At 66.0% G+C, this 16,790-nt stretch carries 19 protein-coding genes; 9 read left to right on the top strand and 10 right to left on the bottom strand.

From position 1 onward, the window contains the following. Window positions 1–31 precede the first annotated feature (31 nt). Both G481_RS0112585 and rpsU read right to left on the bottom strand, forming a co-directional pair. Entirely contained in the window at window positions 32–1,603 is a 1,572-nt protein-coding gene (locus G481_RS0112585; protein WP_028030357.1) for a 2-isopropylmalate synthase, read from the bottom strand. A 309-nt stretch (window positions 1,604–1,912) separates the two neighbouring features. Next, a complete protein-coding gene (gene rpsU, locus G481_RS0112580) occupies window positions 1,913–2,119 on the bottom strand; it encodes a 30S ribosomal protein S21 (RefSeq protein ID WP_028030356.1) in 207 nt (68 codons plus the stop codon). Between the two features lie 111 nt (window positions 2,120–2,230). Here rpsU and G481_RS0112575 point away from each other — a divergent pair, with 111 nt between their 5' ends. Both G481_RS0112575 and G481_RS0112570 read left to right on the top strand, forming a co-directional pair. Continuing rightward, complete coding sequence (locus G481_RS0112575; protein ID WP_028030355.1) at window positions 2,231–2,884, top strand: COQ9 family protein; 654 nt, start codon at window positions 2,231–2,233, stop codon at window positions 2,882–2,884. Further along, complete coding sequence (locus tag G481_RS0112570; protein ID WP_245594964.1) at window positions 2,881–3,885, top strand: NAD(P)H-quinone oxidoreductase; 1,005 nt, start codon at window positions 2,881–2,883, stop codon at window positions 3,883–3,885. Before G481_RS0112575 ends, G481_RS0112570 begins: the two co-directional genes overlap by 4 nt. Before the next feature lie 281 nt (window positions 3,886–4,166). On the opposite strand, the gene G481_RS0112565 is transcribed toward G481_RS0112570, so the two are convergent. After that, complete coding sequence (locus G481_RS0112565) at window positions 4,167–4,664, bottom strand: MarR family winged helix-turn-helix transcriptional regulator (protein ID WP_028030353.1); 498 nt, start codon at window positions 4,662–4,664, stop codon at window positions 4,167–4,169. Between the two features lie 80 nt (window positions 4,665–4,744). After that, entirely contained in the window at window positions 4,745–5,020 is a 276-nt protein-coding gene (locus G481_RS0112560) for an FAD assembly factor SdhE (RefSeq protein ID WP_028030352.1), read from the bottom strand. 150 nt (window positions 5,021–5,170) lie between these two features. On the opposite strand from G481_RS0112560, the gene G481_RS0112555 reads away from it, so the two are divergent. Genes G481_RS0112555 through G481_RS0112545 form a run of 3 tightly spaced genes read left to right on the top strand, consistent with a single transcriptional unit; the run spans window position 5,171 to window position 7,050 of the window. Next, complete coding sequence (locus G481_RS0112555) at window positions 5,171–6,373, top strand: pyridoxal phosphate-dependent aminotransferase (protein ID WP_028030351.1); 1,203 nt, start codon at window positions 5,171–5,173, stop codon at window positions 6,371–6,373. Next, complete coding sequence (locus G481_RS0112550) at window positions 6,370–6,630, top strand: VOC family protein (RefSeq protein ID WP_028030350.1); 261 nt, start codon at window positions 6,370–6,372, stop codon at window positions 6,628–6,630. The genes G481_RS0112555 and G481_RS0112550 overlap by 4 nt, the downstream gene beginning before the upstream one ends. Window positions 6,631–6,648: 18 nt before the next feature. Further along, window positions 6,649–7,050: a hypothetical protein gene (locus tag G481_RS0112545; protein ID WP_028030349.1), complete on the top strand. Its 402-nt coding sequence runs from the start codon at window positions 6,649–6,651 to the stop codon at window positions 7,048–7,050. Between the two features lie 3 nt (window positions 7,051–7,053). Here G481_RS0112545 and G481_RS0112540 read toward each other — a convergent pair whose 3' ends face one another. Beyond that, on the bottom strand, window positions 7,054–7,416 hold the full coding sequence (locus G481_RS0112540) for a VanZ family protein (protein ID WP_035025984.1): 363 nt from the start codon (window positions 7,414–7,416) through the stop codon (window positions 7,054–7,056). A 79-nt stretch (window positions 7,417–7,495) separates the two neighbouring features. After that, on the bottom strand, window positions 7,496–8,284 hold the full coding sequence (locus G481_RS0112535; protein ID WP_028030347.1) for an enoyl-CoA hydratase: 789 nt from the start codon (window positions 8,282–8,284) through the stop codon (window positions 7,496–7,498). 56 nt (window positions 8,285–8,340) lie between these two features. Between G481_RS0112535 and G481_RS0112530 the strand changes: the two genes are divergently transcribed. Next, on the top strand, window positions 8,341–8,763 hold the full coding sequence (locus G481_RS0112530) for a PaaI family thioesterase (RefSeq protein ID WP_028030346.1): 423 nt from the start codon (window positions 8,341–8,343) through the stop codon (window positions 8,761–8,763). A gap of 6 nt (window positions 8,764–8,769) precedes the next feature. On the opposite strand, the gene G481_RS23705 is transcribed toward G481_RS0112530, so the two are convergent. After that, window positions 8,770–9,216 carry a bactofilin family protein gene (locus G481_RS23705; protein WP_051294510.1) on the bottom strand — a complete coding sequence of 149 codons (447 nt, stop codon included), beginning with the start codon at window positions 9,214–9,216 and terminating at the stop codon, window positions 8,770–8,772. A 235-nt stretch (window positions 9,217–9,451) separates the two neighbouring features. Then, window positions 9,452–10,876, bottom strand: coding sequence for a protein adenylyltransferase SelO (locus G481_RS0112520; RefSeq protein ID WP_035025983.1), 1,425 nt, complete (start codon window positions 10,874–10,876; stop codon window positions 9,452–9,454). A 201-nt stretch (window positions 10,877–11,077) separates the two neighbouring features. On the opposite strand from G481_RS0112520, the gene G481_RS0112515 reads away from it, so the two are divergent. The 3 genes from G481_RS0112515 to G481_RS0112505 all read left to right on the top strand — a co-directional run bounded on the left by G481_RS0112515 (window position 11,078) and on the right by G481_RS0112505 (window position 14,315). Beyond that, window positions 11,078–11,746, top strand: coding sequence for a GntR family transcriptional regulator (locus G481_RS0112515; RefSeq protein ID WP_035025981.1), 669 nt, complete (start codon window positions 11,078–11,080; stop codon window positions 11,744–11,746). Between the two features lie 95 nt (window positions 11,747–11,841). Next, entirely contained in the window at window positions 11,842–13,218 is a 1,377-nt protein-coding gene (locus G481_RS0112510; protein WP_028030343.1) for a M20 family metallopeptidase, read from the top strand. Continuing rightward, window positions 13,215–14,315: an aminotransferase class V-fold PLP-dependent enzyme gene (locus G481_RS0112505; protein ID WP_028030342.1), complete on the top strand. Its 1,101-nt coding sequence runs from the start codon at window positions 13,215–13,217 to the stop codon at window positions 14,313–14,315. Before G481_RS0112510 ends, G481_RS0112505 begins: the two co-directional genes overlap by 4 nt. A gap of 82 nt (window positions 14,316–14,397) precedes the next feature. Here the strand turns inward: G481_RS0112505 and G481_RS0112500 are convergent, their stop codons facing one another. Together G481_RS0112500 and G481_RS23700 are read right to left on the bottom strand one after the other, a co-directional pair. Then, window positions 14,398–15,567: a pyridoxal phosphate-dependent aminotransferase gene (locus G481_RS0112500; RefSeq protein WP_028030341.1), complete on the bottom strand. Its 1,170-nt coding sequence runs from the start codon at window positions 15,565–15,567 to the stop codon at window positions 14,398–14,400. Window positions 15,568–15,653: 86 nt separating this feature from the next. After that, a complete protein-coding gene (locus tag G481_RS23700; protein ID WP_051294509.1) occupies window positions 15,654–16,733 on the bottom strand; it encodes an amidohydrolase family protein in 1,080 nt (359 codons plus the stop codon). Between the last annotated feature and the right edge of the window lie 57 nt (window positions 16,734–16,790).

Below are 16,790 nucleotides of genomic sequence, written 5' to 3'. Positions count from 1 at the left end.
TGGCGGGCCGTGTCGCATCTGGGGATGCCGATCAGCTGTGATACTTGATCGTCTTCACATCCTCGCCCGGCGCCGTCTTGGCGCGGCGCACGACAAGACGGTTCAGCGCGTTGATATAGGCCTTGACGCTGGCGACGATGGTATCGGTGTCGGCCGACTGGCCGGTCACGATGCGCCCGTCCTCTTCCAGCCGGACGGTGACGGTGGCCTGAGCGTCGGTGCCCTCGGTCACGGCATGCACCTGATAGAGCTGCAGCCGCGCCTTGTGCGGGAACAGCATCTTGACGCAGTTGAAGGCCGCATCGACCGGACCATCGCCGGTGGCGTCGATCACCTTGTCCACGCCATCGACCGTCAGGGTCATTTCGGCCTCTTGCGGACCATCGGTGCCGCAGATCACCCGCAGGCGCTTGAGTTGCAGGGTATCGTTCTCGGCATTCGCGGCCTGATCGGCGACCAGCGCCAGCAGGTCATCGTCGTAGACTTCCTTCTTGCGGTCGGCCAGCGCCTTGAAGCGGACAAACACGTCGTTCAGCTGGTTCTGGCCCAGATCATAGCCCAGCTCGTTCAGCTTGGCCCGCAGGGCGGCGCGGCCCGAGTGCTTGCCCATGGCGATGTTCTTCGCCGTCAGGCCGATATCCTCGGGCTTCATGATTTCAAAGGTTTCGACGTTCTTCAGCACGCCATCCTGATGGATGCCCGATTCGTGCAGGAACGCGTTCTTGCCGACGATGGCCTTGTTCGGCTGCACCACAAAGCCCGAGACGGTCGAAACCCGGCGGCTGAGGTGCATGATCTTGGTGGTGTCGATCTGGGTGCGATAGGGCAGGATGTCGTTGCGCACGCGCATCGCCATCACCACTTCCTCCAGCGCGGCATTGCCGGCGCGCTCGCCCAGACCGTTGATGGTGCATTCGATCTGGCGCGCGCCAGCCTCGACGGCCGCCAGCGAATTCGCCGTCGCCATGCCCAGGTCGTTGTGGCAATGGGTCGAGAAGATCACCGTATCCGCCCCGGGCACGCGTTCGCGCAACATGCGGATCAGGTTGGCGGATTCGAACGGATAGGTATAGCCGACCGTATCGGGAATGTTGATCGTGCTGGCCCCGGCCTTGATCGCGATCTCGACCACCCGGCACAGATAATCATGTTCCGTCCGCGTCGCGTCCATCGCCGACCATTGCACGTTGTCGCACAGGTTGCGCGCATGGGTGACGGTCTGGTGGATCAGATCGGCCATCTGGTCCATCGACAGGTTCGGAATCGCCCGGTGCAGCGGCGAGGTGCCGATGAACGTGTGGATGCGCGGCGATTTCGCGTGGCGCACCGCTTCCCAGCAGCGGTCGATGTCCTTGACGTTGGCGCGCGACAGGCCGCAGATCGTGGAATTGCGCGAGGCGCGGGCAATTTCGGACACCGCCTGAAAATCGCCTTCCGAAGCGATCGGGAACCCGGCTTCAATGATGTCGACGCCCATCTCGTCCAGCAGGCCGGCAATTTCCAGCTTTTCGTCATGGGTCATGGTGGCGCCGGGCGATTGTTCGCCATCACGCAGGGTGGTGTCGAAAATCAGCACGCGGTCTTGCGTTGCGGTATCGGTCATCGGAATCATCCTTCGCTGTTCTGCTTGTCCTGGGCTTGGGCGCTGGCTACCTCCGAGCGGTCGCGCCCAAGGGCACGCTCAGAGGCGCGTAAGGAGAAGCAGGCCACGGGGGCCGGGCAGGGCAGCAACCCTGCAAGCGATGGCGATATGTGCATCCCGTGTCATGGGTCCGCACTATACGAATGACTCTGCCGTTGAAAAGCGAAAAATCCCGCCGCATCGCAGCATCCGCGCAATGAAAAACCCCCGCGGGCCTGGCCCCGGGGGTTCACCATCGGCAGGTTGCCCTGCCCAGTCGTTCGAAATCGCTCAGAGAGCGCCTTCGCGCTGCGCCTTCTTGCGCGCGAGCTTACGCGCACGGCGGATCGCTTCGGCTTTCTCGCGCGCTTTCTTGACCGACGGCTTCTCGAAATGCTGCTTGAGCTTCATTTCACGGAAGACGCCTTCGCGCTGGAGCTTTTTCTTCAGAGCCCGGAGGGCCTGATCGACGTTGTTGTCGCGAACGCTGACCTGCATGTGGTTTTCACCACCTTTCTAAGTTGAAGTTGCACTGAATGTGCAGGCGCGCGGGCTATAGCAAACCGGGCCGGGGTTGTCTACCTTTGCCACTGGTGAAAGGAGGCCATGATGCACGAGATCACCGAAAGACTTGCCCGCGCGGCGCTGCCGCATGTGCCCTTTGACGGCTGGTCCGATGTGACCTTCCGCGCCGCATGTTCCGATGCGGGCGTGGCCGAATCGCTGGCGCGGGTGCATTGCCCGCGCGGGGCTGTCGATCTGGCACTGGCGGCGCACCAGTTGGGCGATGATGAAATGCGTGTCCGGCTGGCTGCGGCCGACCTTGCCGGGATGCGCTTTCGCGAGCGGGTGGTTCACGCGATCATGCTGCGGCTGGATGCGGCCGGCGACCGCGAGGTCGTGCGCCGCGCCTCGGCCCTGTTCGCCCTGCCGCAACATGCGGCCGAGGGCGCGCGTGCGATCTGGCAGACGTCCGATGCGATCTGGACGGCGCTTGGCGACACGTCCGACGATCTGAACTGGTATTCCAAGCGCGCCATCCTGTCGGGCATCTATGGTGCCACCGTGCTGTATTGGCTGGGGGACGAGACGCCCGATGCCTCGGCCACCCGCGATTTCGTCGAACGCCGCATTGCGGGCGTCATGGCGTTTGAGGAAACCAAGGCCAGGCTGCGGCAGAACCCGCTGACCAAGCCGCTGATGACCCTTCAGGCCCGCATGGCGGCCTGTGTGAAAGCCCCCCAGACCGGACCTGCCGCATGACCCAGATGATGACCGACCTGCCCGAGACCATGCGCGTGGTCGAAATCTCGGCCCCCGGCGGGCCCGAGGTTCTGGTGCCCTCCACCCGCCCGCTGCCGGTGCCGGGACATGGCGAGATCCTGATCCGCGTGGCCTTTGCCGGGGTCAACCGGCCCGACGCGCTGCAACGCGCGGGCAACTATGCCCCGCCGCCGGGCGCCTCGCCCTTGCCGGGGCTCGAGGCGTCAGGCCATGTCGTCGCCATGGGGGCCGGTGTCACCCGCTGGCGCCTGGGCGATGCGGTTTGCGCGCTGCTGCCGGGCGGTGGTTACGCGGAATATGTGCTGTGCCCGGCCGATCATGCGCTGCCGGTTCCCGCCGGAATGGCGCTGCGCGAGGCGGCCTGCCTGCCCGAAACCTTCTTCACCGTCTGGACCAATGTGGTCCAGCGTGGCCGTCTGAAGGCGGGCGAGCGGTTTCTGGTTCATGGTGGCACGTCGGGCATCGGGACCACGGCGATCCAGCTGGCGAACGCCCTGGGCGCGCGGGTCTTCACGACGGCCGGGTCCGATGTGAAATGCGAGGCCTGCCTGAAGCTGGGCGCCGAACGGGCGATCAACTACCGCGCCGAGGATTTCGTCGAGGTGCTCAAGGCCGAAGGCGGCGCCGATCTGATCCTGGACATGGTCGGGGGCAGCTATCTGCCACGCAACATCAAGGCGCTGGCCGATGACGGGCGGCTGGTGCAGATCGCCTTTCTGACCGGCCCCAAGGTCGAGCTGAACTTTGCCGAGGTGATGACCCGCCGCCTGACGATCACCGGATCCACCCTGCGCCCCCGTTCGGTCGAGGTGAAGGCGGGGATTGCTGCCGAACTGGAACGTCAGGTCTGGCCCCTGCTGGCCTCTGGCCAGATCGCGCCGGTGATGGACAGCGAGTTCCCGCTGGACAAGGCCGCTCAGGCCCATGCCCGCCTGGAAAGCAATGGTCATATCGGCAAGATCGTGCTGCGCGTCGCCTGAGCGCCTGAGCGCCTGAGCGCCTGAGCGCCTGAGCGCCTGAGCGCCTGAGCGCCTGAGCGCCTGAGCCGGCAGGCGGACCCGCTGCATGGCTCTGGCGCCGGAGCGATTGGGCCGACATCCCGGCAAGTTGCCGCAAGCACCGCCGTCACCGCTGCTGCAAACCTTCGGCCCGCCTCTTCATCTGTCCGAAAATATCCTCGGGGGTTTCCAAAGGGGGCAGACGGCCCCCTTTGGCCGCCGGTGCCGCCCCATGCGCCCTCTGGCAAACCGGCAACCCGACGTCAGTAGATATACCGGATCTGTTCCGTCCAGTAGCGTTCCATCCGCCGCAGGGCCGAGTTCATCGCCTCCATCCCCTCAGTGTCGATCAGGTTGCGCTCCATCAGACCTTCGGCCTGGCGGGCGAACAGTTCGGCCAGCAGGGCGCGCACCTTGCGGCCCTTTTCCGTCAGCCGCACCCGCACCGAGCGGCGGTCGATCTCCGACCGCTGGTGGTGCATGTAGCCCAGTTCCACCAGCTTCTTCAGGTTGTAGCTCACGTTCGAGCCCTGATAGTAGCCGCGTGATTTCAGCTCGCCCGCCGTCACCTCGTTGTCGCCGATGTTGAACAGCAGCAGCGCCTGAACCGGATTGATCTCCAGCAAGGTCACGCGTTCGAATTCATCCTTGATGACATCCAGCAACAGCCGGTGCAGCCGTTCCAGCAAGGCAAGGTTTTCCAGATAGCCCGGCATCAGGCCCCGCGCGCCGGGCGCGGACAGTCTGGTCTGAATGGTCATGTCGTTCTCCGGCAACCCATCGTGTCACCAGAGAATCGGCGCAATTCCCCAAGATCGCGTAAATTCCCGCGAAAATGCTGTCAGACGCCGCCGGCCAGCCGGGCGCGGGCAAATTCGGCCAGTTCGGCGATCAGCGGGGCATGGACCTCGGGCGCCTCGGACTGGCCCAGAACCCACTTCATCAGGTCCTGATCGTTTTCTTCCAGCAAGGCGTCATAGGCGTCCAGCGCGGCGATATCCATGCTGGCAAGGCGCTCGTCGGCAAAGGGGCCCATCACCAGATCCATTTCCTTGGTGCCGCGCCGCCAGGACCGCATCCGCATCCGCTTCAGTCGCGCTTCGGGGGTTTCGCTCATGGGTTTGCTCCTGACCGTTTCAACGCCGCTTTTCGCGCCGCAGCGCCATATTCGCAAGGCGTTTCGGCGCATCGGGCGGATATCGCTTGAACGACCTTGCCCCCCACCCTAAGACGGGCCCGCCTGCCGTTTCAAACCCCCGAGGCCGACATGCCCTTCCTGTCCGACACGCTTGCCCGCGTCAAACCCTCGCCGACCATCGCGATTTCCAACAAGGCCCGTGAACTGGCCGAACAGGGGCGCGACATCATCGCCCTGTCGGCGGGCGAGCCCGATTTCGACACGCCGCAGAACATCAAGGATGCGGCCAAGCGCGCGATCGACGAAGGCAAGACCAAGTATACCAACGTCGACGGCACCCCGCAGCTGAAGGCGGCGATCTGCGCCAAGTTCAAGCGCGAGAACGGGCTGGACTACAAACCCTCGCAAGTCACGGTCGGAACGGGCGGCAAGCAGATCCTGTATAATGCCCTGATGGCCACGCTGAACCCGGGGGATGAGGTGATCATTCCCGCGCCCTACTGGGTCAGCTACCCGGACATGGTCTATCTGGCTGGCGGCACGCCCGTTGCGGTCGAATGCCCGGCGCAGACCGGCTACAAGCTGACGCCCGAGCAGCTTGAGGCGGCGATCACCCCCAAGACCAAGTGGTTCATCTTCAACAGCCCCTCGAACCCGACGGGCGCCGGCTATACCCGGGCCGAACTGAAGGCGCTGACCGATGTGCTGATGAAGCATCCGCATGTCTGGGTGATGACCGACGACATGTATGAACATCTGGTGTTCGACGATTTCGAATTCGTCACCCCGGCGCAGGTCGAACCCGGCCTTTACGACCGCACGCTGACCTGCAACGGCGTCAGCAAGGCCTATGCGATGACCGGCTGGCGCATCGGCTATGCCGCGGGTCCCGAGGTGCTGATCAAGGCCATGGCCAAGGTGCAGTCGCAATCCACCTCGAACCCGTCGTCGATCAGCCAATGGGCCGCGACCGAGGCGCTGAACGGGCCGCAGGACTATATCCACGAATCCCGCCTTGTCTTCCAGCGCCGCCGCGATCTGGTGGTGAAGATGCTGAACGAGGCGCCGGGCGTGCGCTGCCCCGTGCCGGAAGGCGCGTTCTATGTCTATCCGACCATCGCGGATTGCATCGGCAAGACCTCTGCCAGCGGCATCAAGATCACCAATGACGAAGACTTCGCCAATGCGCTGCTGGAAGAAACCGGCGTTGCCGTGGTGTTCGGCGCGGCCTTTGGCCTGAGCCCGGCGTTCCGCGTCAGCTATGCCACCTCGGACGAGGTGCTGGTCGATGCCTGCACCCGCATCCAGACCTTCTGCAAAGGTCTGAAGTGACAGAGAGCGGCACCGCGAACCTGCCACCCCGCGATTTCGCCATCATGGCCGAAGTCCACGGGCGCCTTGGGTTCGCGGTGGGCGCCTGCAAGGACGGCCGGTTCCCGGCCTGTCTTCGCCTGGACGATCCCGATGCCCTGCTGGACGAACAGCGGAGCCTCGGGCTAACCTTGGATCGCAAGGCCATAGCGCGGCGGATCGGGGTATTATTTTCGGTGCAGCGGATGGTTGCCCGCGCAGGTCGGTGTTGCCAGTGATCGATGACAGGGGGTGAAATGGGTGCGGAGCTTCCTGACTACTACTTTCGCATTCGCGAGAATGGCGCCGCGGTCTTTCGCGTCGATACCGAGAACCGCCAGCGGCGGATCGAGATGGACGAGATTGCCTTTGTCAACATCAAGAGCGGCAATATAAAGCCGCATGGCGATCGGTCCCTGACCCAGGCGGATCAGGCCGCCATCGCGGAATGGCTGGCCGACCGGCAGGCCATGCTGGCCCGCCGCGATATCGACGACATTCACCGCACCGTGGACCATCTGAACATGACGGCGCACTGGGCGCAGTCCCGCGCCAGCGACGAGGCGCTGGACGAGGTGACGGACCGGCTGCTTCTGGCCATGCACGATCTGCGCACGGTGCTGGTGCGGCGCAAGGCAGAACGGCTGATGAAGGGCTAGGCCTCAGGCCAGCCGCCGCCCGCGCAGCAGCCAGGCCAGCCGGTTCAGCCCGACGCCTGCCAGGGTGCCGACAGCGATCCCCTTCAGATCCGCCGTCCAGTCTGCCAGTTCGCGTGAGCGCCCGACATAGGGCTGTACCAGTTCGATCAGCCCGCCATAGCCGGCCAGGATCAGCGCCAGCCCAAGGCTCCACCTTGGGCGAACGGTCGCGATCGGCAGCGCCAGCGCCGCAAAGGCCAGCAGGTGGTGCAGCTTGTCGGTGCCGCCGATGCCCGCAGGCACCGGCACCCGCAGCATGGTCAATGCTGTGGTCAGCACGGCCAGGGCGATGGTCATGGCGATGGCAAAGGCGGGGGCGGGGAACATGCGACCGTTCTGGCCTGTTCTTGGCCTCAAGTCCATCGCCAAGGCCGCCTTCCCGAAGATGTGAGCGCCCGCCCGCCGGTCAGGCCCAGTCTGGCTTGCGCTTTTCCAGAAAGGCGCAAATGCCCTCGTTCGTGTCGCGCAGCAGCATGTTTTCCACCATGATGGCGCCGGTGAAGTCATAGGCCTCGGCCAGCGGCATCTGGATCTGATCATAGAACGCGCGCTTGCCGATGCGCACGGCCGCGTCCAGCTTGGCAGCCACGGTGGCGGCCAGCGCCTGGGTTTCCGATTCCAGCGCCTCGGCAGGCACGACGCGGTTGACCAGCCCCAGCGCCTCGGCCCGGCTGGCGTCGATGAAGGTGCCGGTGGACAGCATTTCGAACGCATGTTTGCGCGGCACGTTGCGGGTCAGCGCGACCATGGGGGTGGAACAGAACAGGCCGATGTTCACCCCGTTCACCCCGAACCGGGTGCCTTCGGCCGCGATGGCCATGTCGCAGCTGGCCACCAGCTGGCATCCGGCGGCGGTGGCGATACCGTGGACCTGCGCGATGACCGGCTGGGGCAGTCGGGGGATGGTCTGCATCACTTGCGCACAGCGGGCGAACAGATCGGCAAAGGCCGCCGCACCGCCATCGGGGGCCTGACGCGCCGCCTGCATCTCGCGCAGGTCATGCCCGGCGCAGAACGCCTTACCCGAACCTTTCAGGATCACGGCGCGGATGCTGCGGTCAGTCTCCAGCGCGGCGAAGGCATCCTTCAGCGCCGCCAGCATGGCATCGGACAGCGCATTCAGCTTGTCCGGCGCGTTGAGCGTAAGTGTCGCAACGTTACCGGCATCGTGCCGGGTCAGGATCGGGTCTGCCATCTTGCCATTCCTCCGCTTTGACGAAACCTTACGCCGGGGAAGACAGGGAGGAAAGTGTGACACTGGCGATGGATATTCCGGCGCTGCACGAATTCATGCAGCAGGCCTTTCCGCAGGTGGCCGATGATTTTCTGGTGGACCGGCTGGACCCAAAGGGGCTGACGGTGCGGATGCTGATCGGGGATCGCCACTTGCGGCCCGGTGGCACGGTGTCGGGCCCCTCGATGTTTGCACTGGCGGATGTGGCGATCTATCTGGCGATCCTGTCGCGGATCGGGCCGGTCGCGTTGGCGGTCACCACGAATTGCAGCATCGACTTCATGCGCAAGCCCGAGTCCGGGCGTGACCTGATCGCCGAGGCGCGGCTGCTCAAGCTGGGCCGCGTGCTGGCGGTGGGCGATGTTCTGCTGCGCTCGGACGGGTCGGATTCGGTGGTCGCGCGGGCAGGGCTGACCTATTCGATCCCGCCCGCAGGCTGACCGGGTTCAGGCGGTGTCGCCGTCTTCCGCGGTGGCATCGCCAGGCACGTCAGCCGGTGCCGCCGCAGGCGCTAGTGCGGCAGGGGCAGCCGGCGGCGGAGCGGCAGGGCGCGAGAACCGGCCCTCGACCTCGGCGCCGGATTCGATGACCAGGCGGCTGCTTTGGCAATCGGCATGCAGCTTGGCCGCCGCGCGCAGCGTGAGCGAGCCGCAGCTGACCGAGCCATCCATCTCGCCCCGGACATCGACCTGACCGGCCTGAACCTTGCCCTTCATCTGGCCTTCGTTCCCGATGACCAACGTGGCGGCGGCGAGTTCACCATCGACGTTGCCGTGCAGCTCGATCGTGCCTTCCGAGGCGATGACGCCAGTGATCACCAGATCCGGGGCCAGAACCGAAACCTGTCCTCCGCGGCCAGTGGTCGGCCGGTCATCCTGGGTCTTGCTGAACATGCGGCTCTCCCTGCGCGGTCCCGTCAGGCCGGGAATCCCCTGAAATTCGTTTGCGATTGAAGGGCCAAGCGGACGGCCGGGTCAAGCCCCGGAAGGCGCGCAGGGCCACGGAACGGGCGGTTTCCGGCCGGTTTGCGGGGGGATGCGGGGGGCTGGCCCCCCGCGCCCCCCGCTCAGGGGGGCCGTCTGCCCCCCTGAGATCCCCCCGAGGATATTTGCGGACAGATGAAGGGGCTCAGGTGCCGCAGAAGGTGCGGCGGATGATTTCGGCCGGGGCCGGGGCGGCCCGCAGCGGGTCGTCGGGGGCCGCGTCAAAGGGGGCGGCAAGGGCGGCATTCAGCGCGTGGAACGGGACAAGGTCGCCGGCCACGGCGGCGGTGATCGCGGCTTCGATCTGGTGGTTGCGCGGGATGATCGCGGGGTTCACCCGGCGCATGGTGGCCTGTGCATCGGTCAGGCTGCGGCCTTCGGCGGCAAGGCGGGCGTGCCAGTCGGCCTGCCAGGTGGTGAAGGCCTCGGGCTCGGGGAATTCGGCGGCGGCAGTGCCTTCGGCAAGACAGCGGAAGGCGCGGGTGAAGTCCACCCCCAGCCGGGCCATGCGGTCGAGCAGCGACTCGATCAGCGCCTGATCACCATCCAGCGCGCGGACCAGACCCAGCTTGGCACGGAAGCGGGTCAGCCATTCGGCCTGATAGATATCGGCAAAGCCATGGACCAGCGGGGTTGCCGCCTCGACCGCTGCCGCCTCGTCGGGGTCGATCAGCGGCAGAAGGCTGCTGGCCAGTTGCGCGACGTTCCACACCGCGATCTGTGGCTGGTTGCCATAGGCATAGCGCCCCATCTGGTCGATCGAGGAAAACACCCGGCCCGGATGATAGGCGTCCATGAAGGCGCAGGGACCATAGTCGATGGTCAGCCCGCCGACATGGGCATTGTCGGTATTCATCACCCCATGGATGAAGCCAAGCGCCATCCATTGCGCGACCAGACGCGCCTGGGCCGTCGTGACCTGTTCCAGCAGGCCAAGGGCGCCGGTCGTGCCGGGGTAGTGGCGGCCCAGCGCCATATCGGTCAGCCGGCGCAGCGCATCCGTGTCCTGTCGGGCGGCGAAATACTGGAAGGTGCCGACGCGCAGATGGCTGGAGGCAACGCGGGTCAGCACCGCGCCCGGCATGGCGCCTTCGCGGTAGACCGGCTCGCCCGTGGAGACGGCGGCCAGCGCGCGGGTGGTGGGCACCCCAAGCGCGTGCATCGCCTCGGAGACGATATATTCGCGGATCACCGGCCCGACCCAGGCCCGCCCGTCGCCCATGCGCGAAAACGGCGTGCGCCCGGCACCCTTGAGCTGGATATCCCAGCGCCGCCCGTCGGGGCCGACATGTTCGCCCAGCAGCACTGCCCGCCCGTCGCCAAGCTGCGGCACCCAGTTGCCGAACTGGTGCCCGGCATAGGCCTGCGCCAGCGGCTCTGCCCCCGGCGGGACGCGGTTGCCGGCGAACACCGCGATCCAGTCGGGCAAGGACAGTTCGTCCGGGTCAAGGCCCATGTCCTGCGCCAACCCGGCATTCAGGCCGATCAGCCCCGGCGCGGCGACAGGCGTGGGGTCTTGCCGGGCGAACATATGCGCGGGCAGGCGGGCGTAGGAGTTGTCGAACTGCATGGGGCCTCCATCGCGATCATGGGGGGATATAGGGCGCGAATGGGTGGCTGTCAGGGGCTTGCCGTGGCGTCGCGGCACAGGAAACCGCCGCAGGGCGGTTGACGCGGCTTGCAAATGACTGGCCCTGACGCGATTGTGTGCGGCGGCTTTGCGAGGAAGATCATGGCACCCAGAACCGGTTCAAAAGGCTTGCAGCCGATCATGGAACGCCAGACCGTTCAGGATCAGGTCTATGCCCAGCTGCGCGAGGCGCTGATCGCCGGCGCCTTCGAGGCGAAGGAGGCCTTTACCATTGCAGGTCTGGCCGAGCGGTTCCATGTCTCGCACATGCCGGTGCGCGAGGCGCTGCGGCGGCTGGCCGCCGAAAACGCGCTGCGCATCGCGCCGTCGGGCACGGCCTATGTGCCCGATCTGTCGGCGGACGAGCTGGACGATATCACCCGCGCCCGCGTGATCATCGAGGGGGCTGCCTCGATGATCGCCTTCGATCATCTGGATGACAGCGATCTGGCCACCCTGACGGCGATCGTGGCGCGCCACCATGCCAGCGGCCTTGCGGGCGATACCCCGGCCATGACCGCCGCCAACCGCGAGTTCCATTTCCATATCTACCGCGCCGCGCGAAGCCCCGTGCTGATGAGCCAGATCGAGAATTTGTGGCTGCGGTCGGGCCCTTATGTGCGCATCCTGTCGGACCGGATGGAGCAACTGCTCAAGACAGAGCTGCGCGACAGTTTCACCGCCCATCACGAAGCCGCCTGCAAGGCATTGGCGGCGCGCGATGCCGCCGCGTTCCGCGCAGCGATGGAGACGGATATTCAGGCCTCGCACGGCCTGTTGCGTCAATTGATCGCCGAAGCGGCAGGGTGATGCGCGGCTTCTTGTCGAATCGCGGTTGATCAAACAATCATAATCGGTATGGCTTGGTCCGTGGCGCCCCTGGGCCACAATGACAGGAGCCTTGCATGACCCGTGATGCCGCCATTGCCGCCGCCCTTGAAACCCTGACCAGCGGGCGGTTCAAGGCCGATCTGGCGCGCCGCGTCGCCATGCCCACCGTCTCGCGCGAGGCAGAGCACTGGCCCGACCTGCAACGCTATCTGGATGACGAGCTTGCGCCGATCTTTGCCCGTCTGGGGTTCGAACAGCGCCAGTTCCGCCGCGATCCGGCGCCGGGCGGGTTCCTGCTGGCCAGCCGGATCGAGGATCCGGCCCTGCCCACCGTGCTGATGTATGGGCATGGCGATGTGGTGACCGGCGTGCCCGAGATGTGGTCGCCGGGACTTGATCCCTTTGTGCTGACCGAACGTGATGGCGTCTGGTATGGCCGGGGCACTGCCGACAACAAGGGGCAGCATTCCGTGAACCTTGCCGCCATCGAGGCGGTGCTGGCGGTGAACGGGCGCCTTGGGTTCAACCTGAAGTTCCTGATGGAGATGGGCGAGGAATACGGCTCTCCTGGCCTGGCCGATCTGGTGGCCGAGAACCGTGACGCGTTTGCCGCCGACATGCTGATCGCCTCTGACGGGCCGCGGATCGGCCGGGCGCAGCCGACGATCTTTCTGGGCGCGCGGGGCGGGCTGAACATCCACCTCGAGGTGGTGGCACGCGAAGGGTATCACCATTCCGGCAACTGGGGCGGGCTGCTGGCCAATCCGGGCGTGGAACTGGCCCATGCCATTGCCGCGCTGATCGGGCCGACCGGCGAATGCCTGGTGCCGGAGCTGACGCCTGGCACCATTCCTGACGACGTCAAGGCGGCGCTGGCGCGCTGCACCATCGAGACCTCGCCCGGCGATCCTGCGCTTGACCCCTGGTGGGGCGCCCCCGGCCTGACACAGGCGGAACGGGTCTATGGCTGGTCCACGCTGGAAGTGATGGAGATCGAGGTCGGCAACATCGCCAAGCCGCTCTACGCCATCCCGCCTTGGGCGCGGGCACGGTTGCAGCTGCGCCATCCGGTGGGGGTAGATACCGATGCGGTGCTGCCAGCCGTGCGCCGCAAGCTGGATGCGGCAGGGCTTCATCGAGTCAAGATCGTGCCAGCCACCGATGCGGCCTTCCCGGCCAGCCGGTCGGACCTGCAAGATGAATGGGTGCGCTTTGCCACCGACTCGCTGGCGCAGACGCTGGGCCAGGTGCCAGTGATCTTGCCCAATCTGGGTGGGTCGCTGCCGAACACCATCTTTACCGATACGCTGCGGCTGCCGACGATCTGGGTCCCGCACTCCTACCCCGGTTGCGGGCAGCATGGCGCCGATGAACACCTGCCGGTGTCCATCGTGCACCAAGGACTGGCGATGATGGCGGGGCTGTTCTGGGATCTGGGGCACCGGGCATGAGCTACTTCCTGTATCACTCCATCGGCACCTTTGCGGGCAAAGAGGCGGCGGTGACCCGCGCCGTGTCCGATTTCACCTGCCATTGGTGCGCCGAGGATGATGGCCAGTGGCCCGATGCCATGACCCGCCGCGGCGCCTTCATCGCCAGCTGGCAACGGCTGATCGGCGCGCCTGCGGGCAGCCTGACCCTGGCTGAAAGCGTGACCGGCGCGCTCTATGCGCTGATGCGCGGCCTGCCGGAACAGCGGCTGGCGGGCGGTGTGGTTCTGGTGGCGCAGGACTGCTTTCCCAGCCTGCATTTCCTGCTGGCCGAACTGGCCCGCCGCATCGGCTTTACCCTGCGCACCGTCGCGCCCCCGCAAGGGCGCGCCTATGTGAGCGACGATGATTTCCTGGCCGCCTGGGGGCAGGATGTGCGGCTGGCGCTGATCACCTGGGTGACCTCGACCGCCTCGCATATGGCCGATCTGGACCGGCTGCTGGATCATGGCCGCCGCATGGGAACGCTGGTGGGCGTCGATATCACGCAAGGCGTGGGCATCCGGCCTTATGCGGCGCGGGCCGACTTCACGGTCGGTTCCTCGCTGAAATGGCTGTGCGGGGTGCCAGGGGCCGGGGTGCTTCAGGTGATGCCCGATCTGCTGGCCGAATGTCAGCCTGAATTCCGGGGCTGGTTCAGCCAGGCCAACCCGTTTTCCTGGGATCTGGATGGGTTTGCCTTTGCCCCCGATGCGCGGCGGTTCGACAATGGCACCCCGAACGTGTTGCCCGCCATCGCCAGCCAGCCGGGGCTGGATCATGTGCTGCAGACTGGCGTTGCGGTGCTGGGGGCGCATAATCGGCACTTGACCGGACTGCTCGCCCAAGGCGCCGCGGACCTTGGCCTTTCCCTGGCCTCGCCCGCCGAGGCCGACCGGCGCGGTGGCAGCCTGATGTTGCACCTGCCCGGCAATGCGGCGGCGGTCGTCGATGAATTGCGCCGGCGCGGGATCTACACCGATGCGCGCGGATCGGTGCTGCGGCTGTCGCCGGGCAGCGTGACAACGGCGGATCAATGCCATGATCTGCTTGGCGCCTTGAAGCAACTCGCCGCCTGACCCTTGGCCTGATCATCACCTTGCCGGAAATACCCCGGGGGGTCCGGGGGGCTGGCCCCCCGGGACGTCCACCCCGCGCGCGTCACAACCCGCCGAAGAACCTTTGCATCCGGTCCATCGCTTCGGTGATATCTGCCTCGGACAACGAGCCGAAGCACACCCGAAGATGCCCCTCGCCGGCCGGGCCATAAAAGCTGCCCGCCTCGACCGCGACGCCGGTTTCCTCCAGCAGCCGTTCTGCCACCGCCTGCGAGGTCATGCCGGTCTGGCGAATGTCGGGAAAGGCATAGATCGTGCCCTGCGGCCAGGCGCAGCGCACACCTGCCATCTGGTTCAGGCGGCTGACCACGATGTCCCGCTTGGCCTTGTCCTCGGCCACCAGCCCGGCCAGCACGGCCGGATCGCCGGTCAGCGCCGCCGTGGCGCCATCCTGGATGAAGGTGTTGACATGGGTCACATCGTTCGCCGTGATCTTCAGCAGCGCCCCGATTGCCCAGTCCGGCGCGACCATATAGCCGATACGCCAGCCGTCCATCGCGTAGCTTTTGGTAAAGGCGAACATGGTGATCGTCCGCTCCTCCATCCCCGGCAGCGAGGCGATGGAGATATGCTGGGCGCCGTCGAACAGGATATCCTCATAGACCTCGTCCGAGATCACCAGCAGGTCATGCCTGATCGCCAGATCGGCCAGCCCCTGCAACTCGGCGCGGGAATAGACGCGGCCGGTCGGGTTGCACGGGTTGATCAGCACGATCATCTTGGTGCGCGGGGTGATCTTGGCCTCGATCCGCGCCGGGTCGATGGCAAAGTCGTTCCCGGCATCCAGCTGCGCCATGACCACCTTGCCGCCCGCCAGTTCGATCTTGCCGATATGCTGCGGGTAATAGGGCTCCAGCAAGATCGCCTCGTCCCCGTCGTCGATCAGCGCCATGATGGCGGCATAGGACGCATGGGTCAGGCCATTGGTGACGATGATCCGGTCCACCGGCACATCCAGCGCATTCTTGCGCAGCAGCTTTTCGCGCGCGGCCTCGCGGAAATGCAGCTCGCCGGCCAGGTGGGAATAATGCACCTTGCCCGCGCGCAGGGCGGCAATCGTGGCCTCCTTGATATGTGCCGGGGTATCGGCATGGGGCATCCCGACTTCCATCCGCAAGAGCGGCCGCCCGGTGGCCGCCAGCGCGGCGGCCCGCCCGAACATTCCAAAGGATTTGCCAGAGGTTTCCGTGATGCGGCGGGCAAGATAGGGCATGAGATATCACCAGATAGGGTAGATCATTTGATCACATGTTTGCCGCCGAAGGTCAAGATGCTTGTACCCCGCAGCAACGGCGCATATCAGAGGTCAAATCGCTTGCCGCCGATCCAGCACCCGGCCAAGCGCAGGGCTGTCCCGTCAAGAGCCAGCGCCGTCACATCCGCGACTGCGCCGGGGCGCAATGTGCCAAGATCGTCCTGCCGCAAATAGGCCGCCGGGGTCGCGGTTGCCCGTGCGATCACCTCGGCCAGTGGCACCCCGATCGCCAGCATCTTGGACATGACGGTCAGCAGATGAAAGCGCTCGCCATCGACGCACATCGCGTGCAGGTCGGACGAGATGAAATCGGGCACGAACCCCAGGTCCGCAAGACGCGCCGCAGTGTCCTGATCGAACGAGATCGTTCCATGGCCGATGTCGAACAGCACCCCGCGCGCGCGTGCCGCCAGCGCCGCTGGCAGGATGCGACCGTCGCCGCGCAGCAGGCTGTTCGGGAACCCCTTGCAGGCATGGGTCAGCACATCGCCCGGCCGCAGCCGGTCCAGCACCTCGCGCCCGGTCGGGGGCACATAGTCGATATGCGCCATGACCGGCACGCCCGCGGCCTCGGCCACCTCCAGCGCCATGTCCAGCGGCGCCAGTCCCATCGCGCCCGAGGCATAAGAACCCAGCCGCACCTTGACCCCGACGATGGTGTCGCGGTTTTCCTGCACCACGCGCAGGCATTCGGCCATGTCCAGCAGTCGCAGGTCCGAGGATTCTCCGAACATCAGCCCCGGTTTCCAGGCAAAGATCCCGGCGTATGAAATGTTGAGAAACGCGAAGATCCGCATGGGCGCCGGGCGGATCACATGGTCGCGGAACCCTTCAAAGTTTGAAGCGCCCGCCGATCCGGCATCCACCAGCGTCGTGGCGCCGCTCATTCGGGTGATCGCCAGCGGGTCCAGCGCCAGCGATGTGCCGCCGCGATAGATATGGGTGTGCAGGTCGATCAGCCCCGGCACCACGATGTGGCCGGTGACATCCTCGACACGGTGCCCCGTCAAACCCGGCCCGATCGCCGCGATCCGTCCATCGGTGATCGCGACGTCAGCCTGGGTATCCAGCCCGGCGGCCGGGTCGATCACCCGCCCGCCCCTGAGCACCAAATCCCCGCTCATGCCGATCCTCCCTGTGCAACAGTGCGAAAACATCCGGCAACTCCGGGGCGGACGCCC

It is taken from the genome of Gemmobacter nectariphilus DSM 15620 (genome assembly GCF_000429765.1).
GTDB lineage: Bacteria > Pseudomonadota > Alphaproteobacteria > Rhodobacterales > Rhodobacteraceae > Wagnerdoeblera > Wagnerdoeblera nectariphila.
The sequence above is the reverse complement of the archived record's forward strand: the minus strand, read 5'-3'. Positions and strand labels throughout refer to the sequence as shown.